General features: G+C 40.9%; 17 protein-coding genes. 5 read left to right on the top strand and 12 right to left on the bottom strand.

The window, feature by feature from the left end; genetic code table 11:
- The first annotated feature begins 171 nt into the window (after positions 1–171).
- Positions 172–1,086 carry a LysR family transcriptional regulator gene (locus tag JMY00_RS09495; RefSeq protein WP_201580002.1) on the top strand — a complete coding sequence of 305 codons (915 nt, stop codon included), beginning with the start codon at positions 172–174 and terminating at the stop codon, positions 1,084–1,086.
- Between the two features lie 79 nt (positions 1,087–1,165).
- Here the strand turns inward: JMY00_RS09495 and JMY00_RS09500 are convergent, their stop codons facing one another.
- The 6 genes from JMY00_RS09500 to pqqA all read right to left on the bottom strand — a co-directional run bounded on the left by JMY00_RS09500 (position 1,166) and on the right by pqqA (position 5,538).
- Complete coding sequence (locus JMY00_RS09500) at positions 1,166–2,221, bottom strand: dipeptidase (protein WP_201580003.1); 1,056 nt, start codon at positions 2,219–2,221, stop codon at positions 1,166–1,168.
- Entirely contained in the window at positions 2,218–3,390 is a 1,173-nt protein-coding gene (pqqE, locus tag JMY00_RS09505; RefSeq protein WP_201580004.1) for a pyrroloquinoline quinone biosynthesis protein PqqE, read from the bottom strand. The genes JMY00_RS09500 and pqqE overlap by 4 nt, the downstream gene beginning before the upstream one ends.
- Complete coding sequence (pqqD, locus tag JMY00_RS09510; protein WP_201580005.1) at positions 3,387–3,683, bottom strand: pyrroloquinoline quinone biosynthesis peptide chaperone PqqD; 297 nt, start codon at positions 3,681–3,683, stop codon at positions 3,387–3,389. Before pqqD ends, pqqE begins: the two co-directional genes overlap by 4 nt.
- Positions 3,680–4,438: a pyrroloquinoline-quinone synthase PqqC gene (gene pqqC / locus JMY00_RS09515; protein ID WP_201580006.1), complete on the bottom strand. Its 759-nt coding sequence runs from the start codon at positions 4,436–4,438 to the stop codon at positions 3,680–3,682. Before pqqC ends, pqqD begins: the two co-directional genes overlap by 4 nt.
- A 42-nt stretch (positions 4,439–4,480) precedes the next feature.
- Positions 4,481–5,392, bottom strand: coding sequence for a pyrroloquinoline quinone biosynthesis protein PqqB (pqqB, locus tag JMY00_RS09520; RefSeq protein WP_201580007.1), 912 nt, complete (start codon positions 5,390–5,392; stop codon positions 4,481–4,483).
- A gap of 71 nt (positions 5,393–5,463) precedes the next feature.
- On the bottom strand, positions 5,464–5,538 hold the full coding sequence (pqqA, locus tag JMY00_RS09525) for a pyrroloquinoline quinone precursor peptide PqqA (protein WP_082894360.1): 75 nt from the start codon (positions 5,536–5,538) through the stop codon (positions 5,464–5,466).
- Positions 5,539–5,902: 364 nt separating this feature from the next.
- On the opposite strand from pqqA, the gene JMY00_RS09530 reads away from it, so the two are divergent.
- Both JMY00_RS09530 and JMY00_RS09535 read left to right on the top strand, forming a co-directional pair.
- A complete protein-coding gene (locus tag JMY00_RS09530) occupies positions 5,903–6,154 on the top strand; it encodes a hypothetical protein (RefSeq protein WP_101205844.1) in 252 nt (83 codons plus the stop codon).
- A gap of 255 nt (positions 6,155–6,409) precedes the next feature.
- Positions 6,410–6,655, top strand: coding sequence for a hypothetical protein (locus tag JMY00_RS09535; protein ID WP_201580008.1), 246 nt, complete (start codon positions 6,410–6,412; stop codon positions 6,653–6,655).
- Positions 6,656–6,819: 164 nt separating this feature from the next.
- Here the strand turns inward: JMY00_RS09535 and JMY00_RS09540 are convergent, their stop codons facing one another.
- Positions 6,820–7,716, bottom strand: a complete 897-nt coding sequence (locus JMY00_RS09540; RefSeq protein WP_201580009.1) for a 3-hydroxyacyl-CoA dehydrogenase — start codon at positions 7,714–7,716, stop codon at positions 6,820–6,822.
- 553 nt (positions 7,717–8,269) lie between these two features.
- Complete coding sequence (locus JMY00_RS09545; protein WP_201580010.1) at positions 8,270–9,175, bottom strand: LysR family transcriptional regulator; 906 nt, start codon at positions 9,173–9,175, stop codon at positions 8,270–8,272.
- 274 nt (positions 9,176–9,449) lie between these two features.
- On the opposite strand from JMY00_RS09545, the gene dld reads away from it, so the two are divergent.
- Positions 9,450–11,252 (top strand): D-lactate dehydrogenase, encoded by a 1,803-nt coding sequence (gene dld, locus JMY00_RS09550; protein ID WP_240990719.1) that lies wholly within the window; start codon positions 9,450–9,452, stop codon positions 11,250–11,252.
- Positions 11,253–11,570: 318 nt separating this feature from the next.
- Positions 11,571–13,253, top strand: coding sequence for an NAD-dependent malic enzyme (locus JMY00_RS09555; protein WP_101205849.1), 1,683 nt, complete (start codon positions 11,571–11,573; stop codon positions 13,251–13,253).
- A gap of 417 nt (positions 13,254–13,670) precedes the next feature.
- On the opposite strand, the gene JMY00_RS09560 is transcribed toward JMY00_RS09555, so the two are convergent.
- The 4 genes from JMY00_RS09560 to JMY00_RS09575 form a co-directional block, all read right to left on the bottom strand.
- On the bottom strand, positions 13,671–14,930 hold the full coding sequence (locus JMY00_RS09560; protein ID WP_160022927.1) for a type II toxin-antitoxin system HipA family toxin: 1,260 nt from the start codon (positions 14,928–14,930) through the stop codon (positions 13,671–13,673).
- 18 nt (positions 14,931–14,948) lie between these two features.
- Positions 14,949–15,254, bottom strand: a complete 306-nt coding sequence (locus tag JMY00_RS09565) for a helix-turn-helix transcriptional regulator (protein ID WP_201580011.1) — start codon at positions 15,252–15,254, stop codon at positions 14,949–14,951.
- A 484-nt stretch (positions 15,255–15,738) separates the two neighbouring features.
- Entirely contained in the window at positions 15,739–16,251 is a 513-nt protein-coding gene (locus JMY00_RS09570; RefSeq protein ID WP_227691738.1) for an IS630 family transposase, read from the bottom strand.
- Entirely contained in the window at positions 16,238–16,588 is a 351-nt protein-coding gene (locus tag JMY00_RS09575) for an IS630 transposase-related protein (RefSeq protein WP_201580012.1), read from the bottom strand. The genes JMY00_RS09570 and JMY00_RS09575 overlap by 14 nt, the downstream gene beginning before the upstream one ends.
- Positions 16,589–17,027: the final 439 nt, after the last annotated feature.

A 17,027-nucleotide genomic window follows, 5' to 3' on the forward strand; every position in this document is an offset into this window, starting at 1 on the left:
TATCTCCAAATGTGTGAGTAAATCTTATAGGTGCATGCTACTATAATTAATGATTTTGATAATCAGCAGGTTTAGAGAAACAGTTTCAATAATTTTTATATAATGATGAGGCTAGCAGCAGCAAGCGATGGTGGTTGCTAAGTTAGACGCTAATTGAACGAAGGCATGACGATGAAAAATTTGCAGGATTTACGTATTTTTATTGAGACCGCTCGCTTAGGCAGCCTATCTGCCTGTGCTCGGCACTTAGACCTGTCGCCTGCAGTTGTGAGTGCAGCGGTCAAGCGATTAGAAGCCGAAATTGAGACGGTGTTGTTTGTTCGCTCTACTCGTAGACTGCGTTTAACTAGCAAGGGTGAGCAATATTTAAAGCATTGCCGAGATGCGGTGGCTATTTTAGACAACGCCTATGCAGGACTACATGATAATGATGCTGAGCTGACCGGTACCATCCGACTGTCGGCATCATCAGATTTGGGACGAAACCTAATTTTGCCTTGGTTGGACGATTTTATAGACATTCACCCAAAAGTGACGGTGCAGCTACATATGTCTGACAGCTATGTGGACTTGTACGGTCAGCAGATTGATTTGGCACTACGTTATGGCGCACCCAAAGATTCGTCACTGGTCGCATTACCCATAGTGTTGAATAATCGCCCTATACTGTGTGCGTCAAAGGAGTATTTGAGCAAAATTAATAAGGGTATCGGTATCCCAAAAATGCCGGAAGATTTGTCGCAGCATAATTGCTTACGTTTGGGGCATGATGAAAAATATTTGAGCGAGTGGACTTTTGAAAAAGAGGGCAAGACTAAACGTGTGGAAGTGGATGGCAATCGCAGAAGTAAAGACGGTGACGTTGTACGCCGCTGGGCAGTGGCGGGTAAAGGCATCGCATTAAAGTCTCAGTTAGATATAGCAGGCGATTTAAAGGCGGGGAGACTGGTCGAGGTGGAGTTGGACGGCTGGCAAGTGACCAACTATCCGCTGTATTTGATTTGCCCAGAACGGCGCTTAATCGATCCATTGTTTAATGCGGTCAAAGAATACTTGATTGAACGGGTAGAGCAGGTATTAAGGTAAAACGAGAACTAATGATTACCCTGTTTACTCAGACGAGCAAAACAACAGTTCCTAGACAGTAATTGCTTGATTATTATGACTATTGCCATACCTTATCAAGCACCGTAAACCAGTTTTTTGACGTTACCTTTTCAATAAGTTGGTTTGAGAAATGACGCTGCTGCATCCGCTCAATCAGCATAGAGATTTGACTGATATCAGATAACTCATCAGGTAGTAGACAACCATCAAAATCAGAGCCAAAACCAACATGATCTTCGCCTAGATGGTCGATCAGATAATCAAGATGGTCGACAATCACATCAAGCGAGGTTTGCGTATTACGTTGTCCATCTGCACGAAGAAACGCCACATCGAAATTTACCCCAACCATACCATCGCTTTGTTTAATAGCAGCTAGCTGCTGATCAGTTAAGTTCCGTGCTTGCTGACATAGAGTATGTGCGTTTGAATGTGTCGCAACAATCGGCTGGCAGGCAATCTCTAGCGTATTCCAAAAAGCACGCTCATTCATATGCGACACATCGATCAGCATATGCTTTTCACTGCATTTAAGAATGAGGTCTTTACCTTGAGTCGTGAGCCCAGCTCCCGTATCTGGAGAGTGCGGAAAAGACGCATTCAAGCCATCACCGAAGAGGCTCTTTCTATTCCATAGCGGGCCAATGCTTCTGAGTCCTGCCTCATAAAACACATCTAGCAGATCAGGCTGTATGGCTAAAAACTCAGCACCTTCCAAATGCAATACAATCGCCAGTTGCTTATTCTGCTGACAGGCTTTGATTTGTTCTAACGAGGTGCAAATCTGAATCTGACCGTCAGATCTTGCCTGTAGTTGCTGGGCTAGTTTCAATTGCGCACAGCAGATATCGACGATTTCTTGCGGAGTAAAATCTGAATTTGAGGGGTTGGCTAATTTGTCAGGATGGTTGTTTTTCACATAAGCATAGGGCGGTAAAAAAATGGAAAATAATCCGCCCATCCAATTCGCTTTTCGGCAGCGTTGTAAGTCCAAATGTCCCGGTAACGTGCCATAAATAAAGTCATGTACCGGATCGGCAGCTGAACTCAGCCACAGGCGAGTCAACAGATCATTATGTCCATCAAATATGACAGGCTTAGTATTAGCATTCATATTTCACCCGTTACCATACGAGTAGGAATCAATTTGTCTTTATTCAGCTGTTTGTTACTCAGTGTTTTAGAATTCTTTGGATTACGAAAGCGCAACTCTTCAAAAGGTACAGGTGTCTCGCTGTTGATACGTGCCTCCTCAATCAGATAGTGATAAGGCGATTTGCCACAGACAGGATCGGCGTTTTTGGCATCCCCAGTTAGCATAAACGCTTGGCAACGGCAGCCGCCATAATCGCGCTCTTTATCTGGGCAGCTTTGACAGATATCAGGCATCCAGTCATCACCGCGAAATTGATTGAAACTCGCAGATTCATACCAGATATCCGACAGTGGTGTATGTCGTACATTAGGAAACTGTATTGGCATTTGTCTGGCAGCATGGCAAGGTAGGGCTGTACCGTCTGGTGCCACTGTTAAGAAAATCTTGCCCCAGCCATCCATACAGGGCTTTGGACGTTCTTCATAATAATCAGGCACCACAAAAATAAGTTTGCATTTGATACCACGTTCTTCAATCTGCTTACGGTATTCATTGGTAATGCGCTCGGCTCGGACCACTTGCGCTTTGGTTGGTAGTAAACCATCTATGTTCTCAAATGCCCAACCATAAAACTGACAAATAGCTAGCTCGACCGTGTCGGCTTCAAGCTCTAAGCAGAGATCAATAATTTGGTCAATCTGATCGATGTTTTGCCGATGAATGACAAAGTTAAGCACCATCGGATAGTCGTATTGCTTAACCAGACGTGACATCTCATACTTTTGCTCAAAGGCATGCTTTGAACCTGCCAAGGCATTGTTGACCGTTGGATCACTGGCTTGAAAGCTAATTTGAATATGCTGAAGACCGGCTTCTTTTAAATGCGCAATCCGAGCTTCGGTCAACCCCATACCCGACGTGATCAAGTTAGTATAAAAACCTTGATTGTGCGCATAAGCGACTAATTCTTCTAGGTCTTGACGAACCAGTGGTTCACCGCCAGAAAAACCAAGCTGCACCGCACCCATTTGACGTGCCTGATCGAACACATCAAACCATTCTTGCGTCGTTAGCTCCTGCTTATACTGAGCATAATCGATAGGGTTTGAGCAATAAGGGCATTGTAATGGGCAACGGTAGGTTAGCTCAGCAAGTAACCATAGCGGAAGCCCGACTGGCGCAGTCATACTAAATCAATCCAATGTTCACGCTGGGCGACCAGCATATATTCGATGATGTCTTGCTCGATTTCGGGAATATCGCCAAACATAGCTTGCACCTTTTGGATAATATCAGCAATGGACGCTTGACCATCAATATGTTGCCCGATGATGCTGGCACTCTCATTTAGTTTGATCATGCCTTCAGGGTAGAGTAAGACATAGGCATCTTGCGCTGGTTCAAACTGAAAACGATAACCGTGACGCCATACCGGTACGATGGATTGATCCAGCTCAGGTAAACTAGCAGGTATACTCATTTGAACAATCCTTTATGCCAGACATTGTCAGTGGTAACGCTTTGATAAGGGGCTTGATTATGCACATAGGCCAAGCTCAAGGCATCCAAAATCGTCCATAAGATATCGAGCTTAAACTGTAGGATCTCAAGCATACGCTCTTGTTGTTCAGCTGTTTTGAACGAGTCGAGTGTGATGGTCAGACCATGCTCAACATCGCGGCGAGCTTGACTCAAGCGCGAGCGGAAATAGGTATAGCCTTGCTCCTTTATCCAAGGGTAGTGCTTGGGCCAAGACTCTAAACGCGACTGATGAATCTGCGGAGCAAACAGCTCGGTCAGTGAGCTACTCGCCGCTTCTCGCCATGATGTCCGACGCGCAAAGTTCACATAAGCATCCACGGCAAAACGCACACCCGGTAGCACCAGCTCTTCAGAAATCACTTGCTCACGAGTCAAACCAACTGCTTCTGCCAGACCCAACCATGCTTCACGACCACCGCCGTCAGGATAGACGCCATCTTGATCAATCATGCGTTGAATCCATTCTTGACGTACGCGCTGATCAGGACAGTTTGCCATAATAGCTGCGTCTTTTAGCGGGATATTGATTTGGTAATAAAATCGATTGGCAACCCACGCTTGGATTTGCTGCTGGCTGGCTTTGCCTTCATGCATCATGATATGAAAAGGATGGTGGATATGATAATACTGACCTTTTGCCATAATCGCTTGTTCAAACGCTTCTGGACTGAGTGCTGTGTTTTCTTCTTGCATTGTTCTCACCTTACGATTGCTATCATTGCCTTACCGTTTGTCTTACAGCTCAATCTGCATACCATCAAATGCTACTTCAACACCATGTTGTTTTAATGTCGCGGCTTGTTCAGACTGTTCATTTAATATCGGATTGGTGTTATTGATATGGATCAGCACCTTACGAGCGTTATCTAACTGATCTAGATAATGCAGCGAGCCATCTTCACCACTAATATGTAAATGCCCCATGTCTTGGCCGGTCTTCGTACCGACACCGCACTCTTGCATTTCATTGTCCGTCCATAACGTACCGTCAATCATCACGCAATCAGAGCTTTTCATAATCTGCATCACTTGATCATCAATCTTACCGAGACCTGGCGCATAAAAGAGTTGTTTTTGTGTTTTTAAGTCTTTTACAATCAGTGCAATATTATCGCCATCATGCGGATCATTACGATGCGGGGAGTAGGGCGGTGCTGAGCTTCTAATCACTAAAGGCGTCAATTCTAAATTGTCAAAACCTTCAATCTTAAACGTCTTTTCTGGATCAATTTGATTATATTGCAAACCGCCATTCCAGTGCTTTAACATATTAAAGAGAGGAAATCCTGTCGTTAGATCTTGATAGACCATGTCAGTACACCAAACAGGAATTGGACAACCTTCACGCAGGGTCAACAGCCCCGTCGTATGGTCAAGTTGACTGTCCATCAAGACCACATTGGTGATGCCTGTATCTCTCAAATGACGTGCTGGCTGTGCTGCCTTGAACTCAAATAATTGTTGGCGGATATCAGGGGACGCGTTGAATAAGATCCAATCCACACCATTTTCTGATATGGCTATCGAAGATTGGGTACGGGTCTTTGCCTGAATCGTGCCTTGACGCACGCCGTGGCAGTTATCGCAGTTACAGTTCCACTGCGGGAAACCACCACCAGCAGCTGAGCCTAAAACGTGAATATACATAAATCAATATTTCCAAAAAAATAAAAGCCCTAATCATCTAGGGCTTTTAATGGATTGAGTGCTAATGAGTTTTAACGTGCTTCGAAATACATAGTCACTTCGAAACCGATACGAATGTCTTGAAAAGCTGGTTTGGTCCACTGCATGGGATTACTCCGGAACGATCTTACTATTTAAGAAGTAAGATTAATAAAGTGAATGAGTGATAAAGGGTAGTATAAGCTGCCCCCCGCTGTCAATTTCTTAGATGTTAGTAAAGCGTTAACGAGTATCGATTAAGCAGTCTTTTATAGCATAAATGAAAGCCGATTTATCATACCGAAAAGACAGTATATGGAGCATAAGATTGAAAATATCTTTGAATAGTTTGAGTGTAAATTCTAACTATAAAAAATCTGCTCGAGGGAAGTCAGGTGTATTTCGAGAACTTATGAGTTATACAGATATATTGCAAAAACCGAATTTATCTATAAAGTAATAGATTAACTTGATAGATACTGGAGCCTGAAGATGATTGCTGAATTACAAGGCAGTGAATTAACCAAAGCCATCTTGGGAAATGTCAGCAACTATGTATGGTGTGCTGTCAGCAACGTTAGCGATGATTATGCTATCGCAACCATAGATAATGGTTACTACGAATTACTGGTTCCTATTGTAGCTTTCAATAACGACCAGTTTGTTTGTGATAAAGGTGAGCTATGGGAATATGCTGTCTCAGTAAAGAGAGTGGCACTTACTCATGATGATGTAGGGCTATAACTCATTATTAATATAATGACTGTTACGTTCTACATGCAGGTTAGTTTTACAGCCTATGCGTGAAAATCTACCATCTGTCTACAACTTCTTGTTCTAGTTGACAATACATCTGTACTATCTATTTATAAGCTCATCTGTCTAACCACCAATATTTTGCAACGATAGATAAAACAAGTTCGAAGATGCTCAAGCGATTGCTGCTATAAAACCGCTTGTTTAGCTTACTAATCATTGTCATTGAATAGGAGTAACAACATGGATACAGTAATTGTTGGAAGCGAATTGACTCGTTCAATGCTTGAGGATGGTCATCAAAGTATATGGTGTGCTGTCAGTGACGAGAGTGATGAGAACGCTCTAAAAGATCAGGTAGGTAATGACTTCACATCTCGCATTGTGGCTTTTGAAGATGGCCAGTTCTATTGTACGGGCGGTATGCCTTGGAGGTATGCAGTGCCAATTGAAATAATTGCATTGACGCGATATGACTTTTCTTTTTAGTGAACAACATAACTTAGATAGGTTTGGATAGTCATCGCCGAAAGTAAACCCTAATATCAAGATATTTAGTTAGATAAAATGCGCGACTGACAAGGCCATTCAAGCGATGCAATATACAGCTTGAATGGCCTTTTGTGTTTTGGAGCCAGTTTGAAAGCGATCTATTATTTCAAAAATTCAGGGCGCATAAAGGCTGGGTTTGGATACGTGTAGAATCCTTCACCAGTCGCGAATCCTAGTTTGTTTTGATCGATTAATTGCTCTTTTAAATATTGAGCAGCCTTGAACCTCACAGGATTTTGAGTTTTTTCAGCAGATAGTTTTGTGATGTTGTAGGCAGTGTTGATACCGATAGTGTCCAATATGGCAAAGGGACCTGACGGCGCGCCAGTTACTATCATCCACGTTTTATCTATCGTATGTGGATCGGCAACCTCTTTTGCAACCAATTGCAAAGCTGCATCTATAAAAGGCGCCAACAAACTGTTCATGATATAGCCGGGTTGCTCCTTATCCAGCGGCATTGCCACCATACCGATGGCAGTAGCAAAAGCAACAACCTCATCAAATACTTTAGGATCTGTGCCAGGATGCCCCATGATTTCGGCGACATTATGCATCCAAATTTTATTGGCAAAGTGTAGCGCTAAAAACTGCGCAGGTCGTCCCGTTGATTCTGCAAACTGACTAGGAAGTAAGGTAGAGGTATTGGTCGCAAAGATGGTTTTCTCTGGCGCTAGTTTGGCAAGTTTTTCATAAAATTCGATTTTAATCTCAGGAATCTCGGGAATGGCTTCAATCATTAGATCAGCATCTTTGACTGCTTCTGCTAAGTCTGAGGTGTAGCTGAGATTATCAAAAGCCTTATCCAACTGCTCTTGAGTTGCCCTCAAATCCTTTCGAAAAGCCTTGCACATCAATTGAAATTTTGACTTTGCTTTTTCTAAAACCTCATCATTGATGTCATAGACACTGACATTAAAACCATGAAATGCGGCCTGAAAAGCAATTTGGTAGCCTAGGATGCCGCTTCCCGCGACAGTTACATTTTTATACGTCATTGTATTAACTTCCTAAAAGTAGTGGGTATAAGTTGCTAGATAAATGTCTAGAACTTATAGACCTATTATTAGATGGTTTTACCTTATTATTCAACCTTCATTTTTATAAAAACATTTAAGAGAACCCAAAAATATCGCTATGCAGGTATCAAATAATTTCACACCACTTGACTTCTTATATTGTTAGATAATTCAATAGCTTGCTAGTAATATCACTAGCTTCACACCTGATAATTTTATGATAATTTTATGATAATTGAAGGCTAATTTAATATCATAATGGCATTTTTAATGACTGTTGATGTCAAAATCTTGTCGACGAGGTTGTAAAGGAGGACGTAAGCAGTGATGTACGATGAAAATCGCATTTAACGCATTCGATATGTAAGGAAGGCTATTATCCCTATTATCATTCTTACGTATGAATCCGTTACTGAATTTTAAGGTTTACACTGGTATCATGCGCCATTTTCCCACTGTGCTATGCGCGTCAGGATTGCATTAGCGGAGAAGCAGCTAGAGTGGACAAGCCTATTGATCTGTCTAAAGGTTATTAGCAGTAGTAAGCCTGTTTTTGATGTAATGATTCTCGCAGATGCGCTACAAGCAGTTTCAACTTTTGGTCCGGTTGCCGTGCCTTGGGGTAAACCGCATACATACCCATTTTCTTTCGTGTAAAGCGCTGCAAAATCTGAGTAAGCGTATTTTGCTGCATTTCTTCATAAACAAGTGCTTGTGGTAAAAAGGCGATACCTAGGTCGCTGAGAGTCGCTTGTTTAATCGCATTAAGATGATTGCTATGAAACCGACCCTGTACAGGAAGCAATTGCTCTGTACCATCTATATATAGCGGCCATATACCATTCGCCGTATGATCAAACTTATAGACCAAACACTCATGACTCCGTAATTGTTCAGGGGTTTGAGGTGTACCATGTCGCTCTAAATAGTCTGGTGTCGCACATATGACCCACTGGCTATCTATAAGACGTCTTGCAATGAGTGATGAGTCTTCAAGCTCTGCTGTCCTTATCGCTAGATCAAACCCTTCTTCTATCAAATCAACCAGTCGATTGGTAATCTGTAAATCTACTGATATTTCTGGGTGTTGTTTACAGAATTCGGCAATGGATTCGCTCAATATTAGATTTGCAGAGACCGCTGGCATGGTTATACGTATGTTGCCTTTCATGTCCTCACCATAGCCTGTTACAGCATTTTCAGCTTCCTGAAAGGCAAATTTAGCGATTTTAGCTTTGTCATAAAGCGTCCTTCCTGCATCGGTTAAGCTTAACTTTCTGGTTGTCCTATACAGTAGCTGTGCGTTTAAGCTCTCTTCTAATCTTGCAATGCGTTTACTTACCACTGAATTCGTTAATGACAGCTTTTCAGCGACCCGAGAAAATGACCCTTCATCAACCACTTGGACGAATAAAATCATATCGTCAGCTTTGCCCATACTTGTTCCCCAATTGGTGTAATACGTTTTAGATTATAGCAAAAAAAGAAAATAACATTGTCCTTTGATGCAATATATCAATGTATTGATAAGGCGTAGAATATTTTAGGGAATATTTAAAATATTTAATCGATACACTGATAAGCAATTGCTGTGTATGGCGGCTTGAAAGGTTCTAATCACTATTTTTACCTACCATCTATTATGTGTTGTTCTGCGGGATTATCGTCATGGCTGCCATTTACCTCTTTGGTTTTCAAGGGCCTTTAGCATCATGAGTGACACACAACCACTAAATAAAGAGCGTCATATGCCTTCATTGAATAGAGCTTCACCAAACCTTTTCTCATCAAATATAGCGCATCAAGACACACTCCATCCTGAGCAAGTGTTAGACAAGCTAACCCATTTACTGGGAGCTAGCAATGTACAGGCTGATCCAGAAAAAAACGAACACTATAGAATGGGGTGGCGCTCTGGTGGTGGCAGCGCTTTGGCTGTTTTGTTTCCGCAAACACTGCTCGAGATTTGGCGTAGCTTAGAGATATGTGTGGCAGGCGACTGCATTATTATCATGCAAGCAGCAAAAACAGGACTGACTGAAGGTTCAACACCGAGCGGTAATGACTACGATAGGCCAGTGGTTGTGATCAATACCCTTGCAATGAATCAGTTGTATTTGGTGAATGATAACGAGCAAGTGATTAGCTTACCTGGCGCCACGTTGCATCAGTTGCAAAGTCAGCTTAAAGCCGTAAATAGAGCACCTCACTCGGTCATCGGTTCATCGACTTTGGGTGCGTCAATTATTGGCGGTGTTTCTAATAATTCAGGTGGGGCACTGGTTAAAAGAGGTCCTGCTTATACCGAACTTGCTTTGTTTGCCCAAATAGACAAGCACGGTCAGCTAGTGCTGGTTAATCACCTAGACGTAGAATTGGGCGACACTCCAGAAGAAATACTCACTAATCTACAAACAGGTAATTTTGATAAAAGAGAATTACCTAACACTGGCAAGCTCGCATCTGACAAAGAGTACATCGCCAGAGTAAAAGATGTTGATGCAAGCACACCAAGCCGCTTTAATGCGGATAAGCGAAGACTGTATGAGGCTAGTGGCTGTGCTGGCAAGCTAGCGGTATTTGCAGTGCGTCTTGATACCTATCCAACCGCTGTAAAAGAGAAAACCTTTTATATAGGCACCAACAGTGTGAGTGAGCTTGCACAGTTGCGACGGCAGATATTATCGAGCTTCGATAATATCCCTGAAGTGGGTGAGTATATGCATCGTGATATATTTGATGTATCTGCTAAGTATGGCAAGGACACGTTCCTGAGTATTAAGCATCTCGGTACCAATGCTTTACCTCGACTATTTTCTATCAAAGGCGCTATGGATGCAAAATTCCATAAATGGCCATGGATGCCAAAGCATTTCACTGACAAAGTCATGCAGTTCGTCGCCAATATATTTCCAAAGCATTTACCGAAGCGAATGCTAGAGTATCGCGACCAATATGAGCATCATCTCATCTTAAAAATGAGTGATGACGGCATAGCAGAAGCACAAGATTTTCTGAAGGTGTTTTTCGACGCTTCAAATACGGGTAACTATTTTGAATGTAGTCAAGAAGAATCAGAAAGCGCCTTTTTACATCGCTTTGCCGCTGCAGGTGCTGCATTACGTTATGAAGTCATACATGAAAAAGACGTCGGCGATATATTGGCATTAGATATTGCCATACCACGTAACGAATTAGAATGGCTCGAAACGCTACCTAAAGACATTGAACAGCATTTAGAAAAGAAACTCTATTATGGACACTTCTTTTGTTATGTATTTCATCAAGACTATATTCTGAAGAAGGGTAGTGATGCACATCTTGTTAAAAAAATGATGTTAGAGCTGCTGAGCACACGCGGAGCCAAATATCCTGCTGAGCATAATGTCGGACACTTATACGAAGCAGAACCTGATTTGCAGAACTTTTATAAAAGTCTAGACCCAACCAATACCTTTAATCCGGGTATTGGTAAAATGTCGAAAACCAAACGCAATTGCTCGTGCTGTTTATAACTGAATTCTATAACTGATATTTAAAACTGGCCATGGGCTGATTATTTATCAGTTGCTAAGTTGCTAAGTTGCTGAATAGTTCAGTGTTTGTCTATTATAAATTGTTCAATACATCCTCAGAAGCACTGCCGATTGGTAGTGCTTTTTTATTATTTCTCGGTAAATGTATCAGCAGCCTCGAGTTCAGAAGCACATTTATTCAAAATGATTTTGTTATCTATTGTTAAATACCAGTCGATGCTATGTATAATGCAGCACTAGCATAGCTTTCACTCAGTATGGCTTTCACTCATATGCCTTTAATAAGAAGATTACATTATGTCAAATAAGCGTCCTTTATATATTCCTGTTGCTGGACCCGCTCTTTTAGAGACACCTTTATTGAATAAAGGTAGTGCTTTTTCATCAGAAGAACGTAGTAGCTTTAATTTAACGGGGCTATTACCTCATAATATTGAAACGATTGAGGAGCAATCATTACGTGCTTATCATCAACTAAGCTCATTCACTGATGCGATGGATAAGCATATTTACTTGCGTAACATCCAAGATACCAATGAAACCTTATTTCATCATCTAATTGAGCAGCATATCGAAGAAGTCATGCCGCTCATTTATACCCCAACCGTTGGTCAGGCGTGTGAAAAATTCTCGCAAATTTATCGCCGTAAACGGGGTTTGTTTATCTCATATCCTGAGCGTCACAAAATCGATGATATGCTACAAAATGCCACCAAACAAAACGTCAAAGTGATCGTTGTTACTGACGGTGAACGTATATTGGGCCTAGGGGATCAGGGTATTGGCGGTATGGGTATTCCAATCGGTAAGTTGTCTTTATATACGGCTTGTGGTGGTATTAGCCCAGCTTACTGTCTACCTATTTTGCTGGATGTCGGCACCAATAACCAACAGCTACTTGACGATCCTATGTATATGGGCTGGAGAAATCCGCGCATCTCTGGCGATGAATATAATGAATTTGTGGACTTATTTATTCAAGCTGTTAAGCGTCGTTGGCCAGAGGTATTATTGCAATTTGAAGATTTTGCTCAGGAAAACGCGACCCCGTTATTGAATAAATATCGTGATCAGCTATGCTGCTTTAATGATGATATTCAAGGAACTGCTGCGGTATCAGTTGGTACTTTGATTGCAGCGTGTCTAAATAAAGGTCAAAAACTTAGCCAACAGAATATCGCGTTTTTAGGCGCAGGATCTGCGGGTTGCGGTATTGCTGAGCATATTATTCGCCAAATGCAGCGTGAAGGATTGACTGAAGAGCAAGCTCGTAGTCAAGTATTCATGGTTGATCGTTATGGCTTGCTAACAGATGGCATGACAGAACTGCAAAAATTCCAAGAACCGTTAGTACAAAAAGAATCAGCTATTGCAAGCTGGGATAAAAGTAAGAAACTCGGCTTAGCGCAAGTGGTTAAACAAGCAAAAATCACCGTATTATTTGGTGTTAGCGGACAAAAAGGTCTGTTCACCCAAGAAGTGATCGAGTCGCTATGTGCTAATACTGAGCACCCAATTGTACTACCACTTTCAAATCCAACGTCTCGTGTGGAGGCAACACCGCAAGAAGTCATGAATTGGAGTAAAGGTAAGGCAATTGTTGCGACGGGTAGTCCGTTTCCTCATACCACTTATAACGGTCAGTCTTTTGAGGTTTCTCAGTGTAATAACAGCTATATTTTCCCTGGTATTGGTCTGGGTGTTTTAGCAGCACGTGCGACAGGTATCAGCGATAATATGCTAACGGCGGCAAGCCAAGCCCTTGCAGATATATCAATGGAATACGAAAAAGCACCTGGTGCCATACTACCGCCGATCAAAGTTATCAGAGAGATCAGTGAAAAAATAGCGTATGCAGTGGCTTTGCAAGCTGCTCAAGACAAGCTAGCACTACCTATCACATCGGAAAATTTACAACGCCGATTAAAAGCGAACTTTTGGTTACCTGAATATCGTAACTATCGCCGGACTTCTTTCTAGGTTAGAAGTTAGATAGTTAGCTATTATCAATATTGCAAACACCATAAAAAATCACCTTAACTTGAACAGTTAGGGTGATTTTTTTATCTATGCATTAATATAAAACTATAGGGTCTGTATGGTCGCTTGTTTTGGTGGTGAGTTAGTCAACGCCTTGATAATTTCAGATATTTTAAAGTTATTCTAAGAAGTGTTAGTCGATACCTTTATCATTAAGGTATGGAAGGTTAGGGTGTATTATAGACACGCAATAAAAAACCCTTGCAGCATAAGGCTTACAAGGGTTTAATCGGTACTACTCATATCTTAACTGGTGCGCCCACCACGCAACGACTAACTTAGCATAATCCTTTATTATTAAGGGATAAGGTAGTTAAGTATTTATTTTTAACAACAAATTTAACAACTTCTTAAGGTTTATTGATTTGCCATCCGATTGAGATTGGCTTTTATATCATGAATGACCTGATTTGATAATTCTTTCTCAATGTTATGATCTTTAATAACAGTCAAAAAGTCCTCAGCAACTGATGCTACCTGATCAATAATAGCTTGTGCCTTTTTTTGCTTAATATCAGCAAGTTTAGCCAACTTTAATAAGTGAGATCGGGTAGGGTATTGAGCTTCACCAGTCACATCCATTTGATGATAACCGTTCATACCTGAGTTATAAACGAGATCATAGACAGGCGACAATGACCACCTGCCAGCCTTGTCCATCATAAAAGAGAAGTTCTTGCTATGATCGTCTTTATTGTTAAAGATGACATTAAATACAGCATGTCTAAAACCCTCTTCTACAGCAACTTGTGATTGGGTCAACATACGCACGCAGCGTAAATACTGCAGATAATCTAATGATGGGATGCGAAAATCAATGTCTAATAAACCTGCCAGCGTATGAGTATGAACGCGTTGATTGTCCATACGGTCAAAACGCTCAACCCCAAAAGCAGCATGTTTTTCACCGATATCAAAATAATGATGCGCAGGCATGTTTAGGCCTGCTTGCTTAGCCATATCAGCATAAATTGACTCTAATAGGCAAACGCTTTTATGCTCAGATTGGGCAGGAAACTTAATCAGCCACGGCGCTGCGGATGGCTGTTCGCTTTTTAAGTCCGTAGTAATAAACTCGGTTGCCTCATCATATAGGACAAGTGCTTTTGGTCTTGCACCTTGTGGTGAGCCGCCGATAACGATGAGCTCAGCCAGTATGTTGCTATCTTGTCCGGATAAAATCGATTGATTGGCAGCGGCCAGTTTGGCTAAAGTAAAATCATTAATATCGATATCAGCGCCTGATAAATCTTGTTGTGGCTCAAAACTAAGTGCTCCCATTGCTGAATTACCAATATAAGCGAGGCGATCTAAAACATTGATTGACGTAGCATGAGACATTGTTTTTCGAAAGAACCTATCCATGAGCAGCATTCCCCAACCATCAGGTAAGCTGTCTGATAATAATCCGCATAGGTAATGGCTCGACGCATGAGTACCATAATAAGGTGCTGATCGTAAGGGCATCTCAATTGGTGATAACTCCAGTCCATCAGTCAGCCACGCCGCATCATAGCCAAAGGTAGGGCGTCGTCCATCCATCGTTAATTTACCGATAAGACGTTTGTCTCCGAATCCTTGGTAGTAAATATTGATAATTGATATCGGTTGATACATTGAGGTGGCTACCTTATATCAGCTTTTATTTGAGGCGCGCAAGCGTGGATTTTGTTTAGCGATAACATCTTCTATATTGGTAGGCACTACATCAAATAATTCAGAAAAGTGATTTACCATGCCAAGAGCCATAGCGAGCCTGATTATATTGTCTAGTGTACCGCCCTGACCAGACTCAATACGAGCAACAGTACTGATGCCAGTACCAGCCTTATCTGCTAAAGCGGCTTGTGTTAAGTTTAATGCCAGTCTCTGCGTTTTTAAGCGTTCACCTAAAATCTGAGAAATTTCACTTGGCGTATAAAAATCAAATCTTATTTTCATAATATAATCATTCATATAAGAGTGTTAAAATACTATTTTAGCACTTAGTCATTCAAATATGAATTCTTGTTTTTATAAAGCTAATAATTAGAAAAAATACTTGCAATAAGTACCTGTTCTTTACATAATCCTTTCACTATAAAAAAAGTGGACTTATATATACAAGTATTTCGAGAACCAATATAGCTGGCCATACTTTAAGCTTTTTAACGGTTAGTATTATCAGCGTTTGTATCAATGCCAATGCGCTTACGCCTGAGTGACCCCTGCCGTCAAACCCCAATATTAACAACATCACCTAAGAAAAGTGGATTTTATACATCAGTCTTCTGCACTATGTAAACAATAGCATTTAGGTGATTTTCGAATCATTAGAGTAAAAGAATTCCATGGTAAGGGATAGGTTAATTATATTTTGGACACCATAATATTGAGGTGTTTATCACCCAACAAGTTATAGTTTAGATTAATATTTGGTCTATAGTCAGTTCAAAATAAAACTGTTATGGTTAGGACAAATATCATAAAACAATTTAGATAAGTCATTCTCCATCCAGCCTTGGCGTAGAAACTTCACTTGTGCCCATTTTTTCTCGATAGGGTTTAGATCAGGGCTATAAGGTGGTAACCAAAGAATGCGATGCCCATGCCTGTTCAGTAGCTTTTGAATGCGTTTATTTTTGTGAAACCGAGCATTATCCATCACAATCACGCATTTTGTTTTAAGACTTGGAATTAGTGTATGTTTGCACCAGTGGTAGAATATGCTGCTGTTGATGTTGTGCTCAAAGTAATCCAGTGCAAACAGCACTTTTTCATACAAAGCACCAATAACATTGGTCCGCTTTTTACCTTGCCAGTTATAGCGATCAATACAAGGTTTACCAATCGGTGCATAGCCATGAGAACGAATAGTCTCGGCCTCAAAGCCGCTCTCATCCATATATACAACGGGATAGCCTTGCTGAATAAATCTGTCAAGCTTACTCTGATACATCGCTCTTTTGATCGGGCACGCTTTTGGATGTTCTAAAGTCTTTTTTTTGACTGATACCTAAACGTTTTAACGCCTTACAAATGGCTGGGGCAGTACAGTTAAACCGTCTTGCTCTTTCATAGTGGTAGTCGTCAGGATGATCTTCAACATCTTTGCGTAGCGCATCATTGGGTATTTTTGATGGCTTAACATTACGTGTGGTTTTACTATGCAGCCTTTGCTTCCACTTTTGAATGGTGGTTGGACTGATGTTATAAAAAGTGGCAGCCTCAGCAAAGGTCATACCATTCTCTAAGCTTTCAAGAACTTGTTTACGATAATCTAATGAGTAGGTCATAATAAAAAATATAGCTATTGAGATGTTTTATCTTATAACATTTTTATATTTAATACACTATACTCTAGCATTGAGTAATTCTTTGCTATCGATATTAATTTTAAAGCTATCCCCTAATAAAAATAAACAGTAAATAGAAAATTCGTTAAAATTATAACCCCTAAATTTAATGTCTACGGATTCGACAGCAGAGGTCGGTAACAAGAGGTTGAGCCATCTAGCTTAGTATATTTATAATTACTGTATTGTATTTAACTATGACATCACTACGATTTTGATATTTGAGAATAATTACTCTACAGCTATTTACTTTCCAATAACCTCTTTCATAAATACTACTTAATACATCTCTGGCCAAAAAATTAATAGTGACAAGCTATGAAACATAATTTTGGGCAATTTTCATATCTATTAATACTCATCTTAAAGCGAACCTCTC

It is taken from the genome of Psychrobacter sp. Pi2-52, assembly GCF_904846705.1.
GTDB lineage: Bacteria > Pseudomonadota > Gammaproteobacteria > Pseudomonadales > Moraxellaceae > Psychrobacter.

Bases quoted from the DNA above. Each gene is read 5' to 3' on its own strand.
- JMY00_RS09495 (WP_201580002.1), top strand. From the start codon at position 172: ATGAAAAATTTGCAGGATTTACGTATTTTTATTGAGACCGCTCGCTTA.
- JMY00_RS09500 (WP_201580003.1), bottom strand. From the start codon at position 2,221: ATGAATGCTAATACTAAGCCTGTCATATTTGATGGACATAATGATCTG.
- pqqE (WP_201580004.1), bottom strand. From the start codon at position 3,390: ATGACTGCGCCAGTCGGGCTTCCGCTATGGTTACTTGCTGAGCTAACC.
- pqqD (WP_201580005.1), bottom strand. From the start codon at position 3,683: ATGAGTATACCTGCTAGTTTACCTGAGCTGGATCAATCCATCGTACCG.
- pqqC (WP_201580006.1), bottom strand. From the start codon at position 4,438: ATGCAAGAAGAAAACACAGCACTCAGTCCAGAAGCGTTTGAACAAGCG.
- pqqB (WP_201580007.1), bottom strand. From the start codon at position 5,392: ATGTATATTCACGTTTTAGGCTCAGCTGCTGGTGGTGGTTTCCCGCAG.
- JMY00_RS09530 (WP_101205844.1), top strand. From the start codon at position 5,903: ATGATTGCTGAATTACAAGGCAGTGAATTAACCAAAGCCATCTTGGGA.
- JMY00_RS09535 (WP_201580008.1), top strand. From the start codon at position 6,410: ATGGATACAGTAATTGTTGGAAGCGAATTGACTCGTTCAATGCTTGAG.
- JMY00_RS09540 (WP_201580009.1), bottom strand. From the start codon at position 7,716: ATGACGTATAAAAATGTAACTGTCGCGGGAAGCGGCATCCTAGGCTAC.
- JMY00_RS09545 (WP_201580010.1), bottom strand. From the start codon at position 9,175: ATGGGCAAAGCTGACGATATGATTTTATTCGTCCAAGTGGTTGATGAA.
- dld (WP_240990719.1), top strand. From the start codon at position 9,450: ATGAGTGACACACAACCACTAAATAAAGAGCGTCATATGCCTTCATTG.
- JMY00_RS09555 (WP_101205849.1), top strand. From the start codon at position 11,571: ATGTCAAATAAGCGTCCTTTATATATTCCTGTTGCTGGACCCGCTCTT.
- JMY00_RS09560 (WP_160022927.1), bottom strand. From the start codon at position 14,930: ATGTATCAACCGATATCAATTATCAATATTTACTACCAAGGATTCGGA.
- JMY00_RS09565 (WP_201580011.1), bottom strand. From the start codon at position 15,254: ATGAAAATAAGATTTGATTTTTATACGCCAAGTGAAATTTCTCAGATT.
- JMY00_RS09570 (WP_227691738.1), bottom strand. From the start codon at position 16,251: ATGTATCAGAGTAAGCTTGACAGATTTATTCAGCAAGGCTATCCCGTT.
- JMY00_RS09575 (WP_201580012.1), bottom strand. From the start codon at position 16,588: ATGACCTACTCATTAGATTATCGTAAACAAGTTCTTGAAAGCTTAGAG.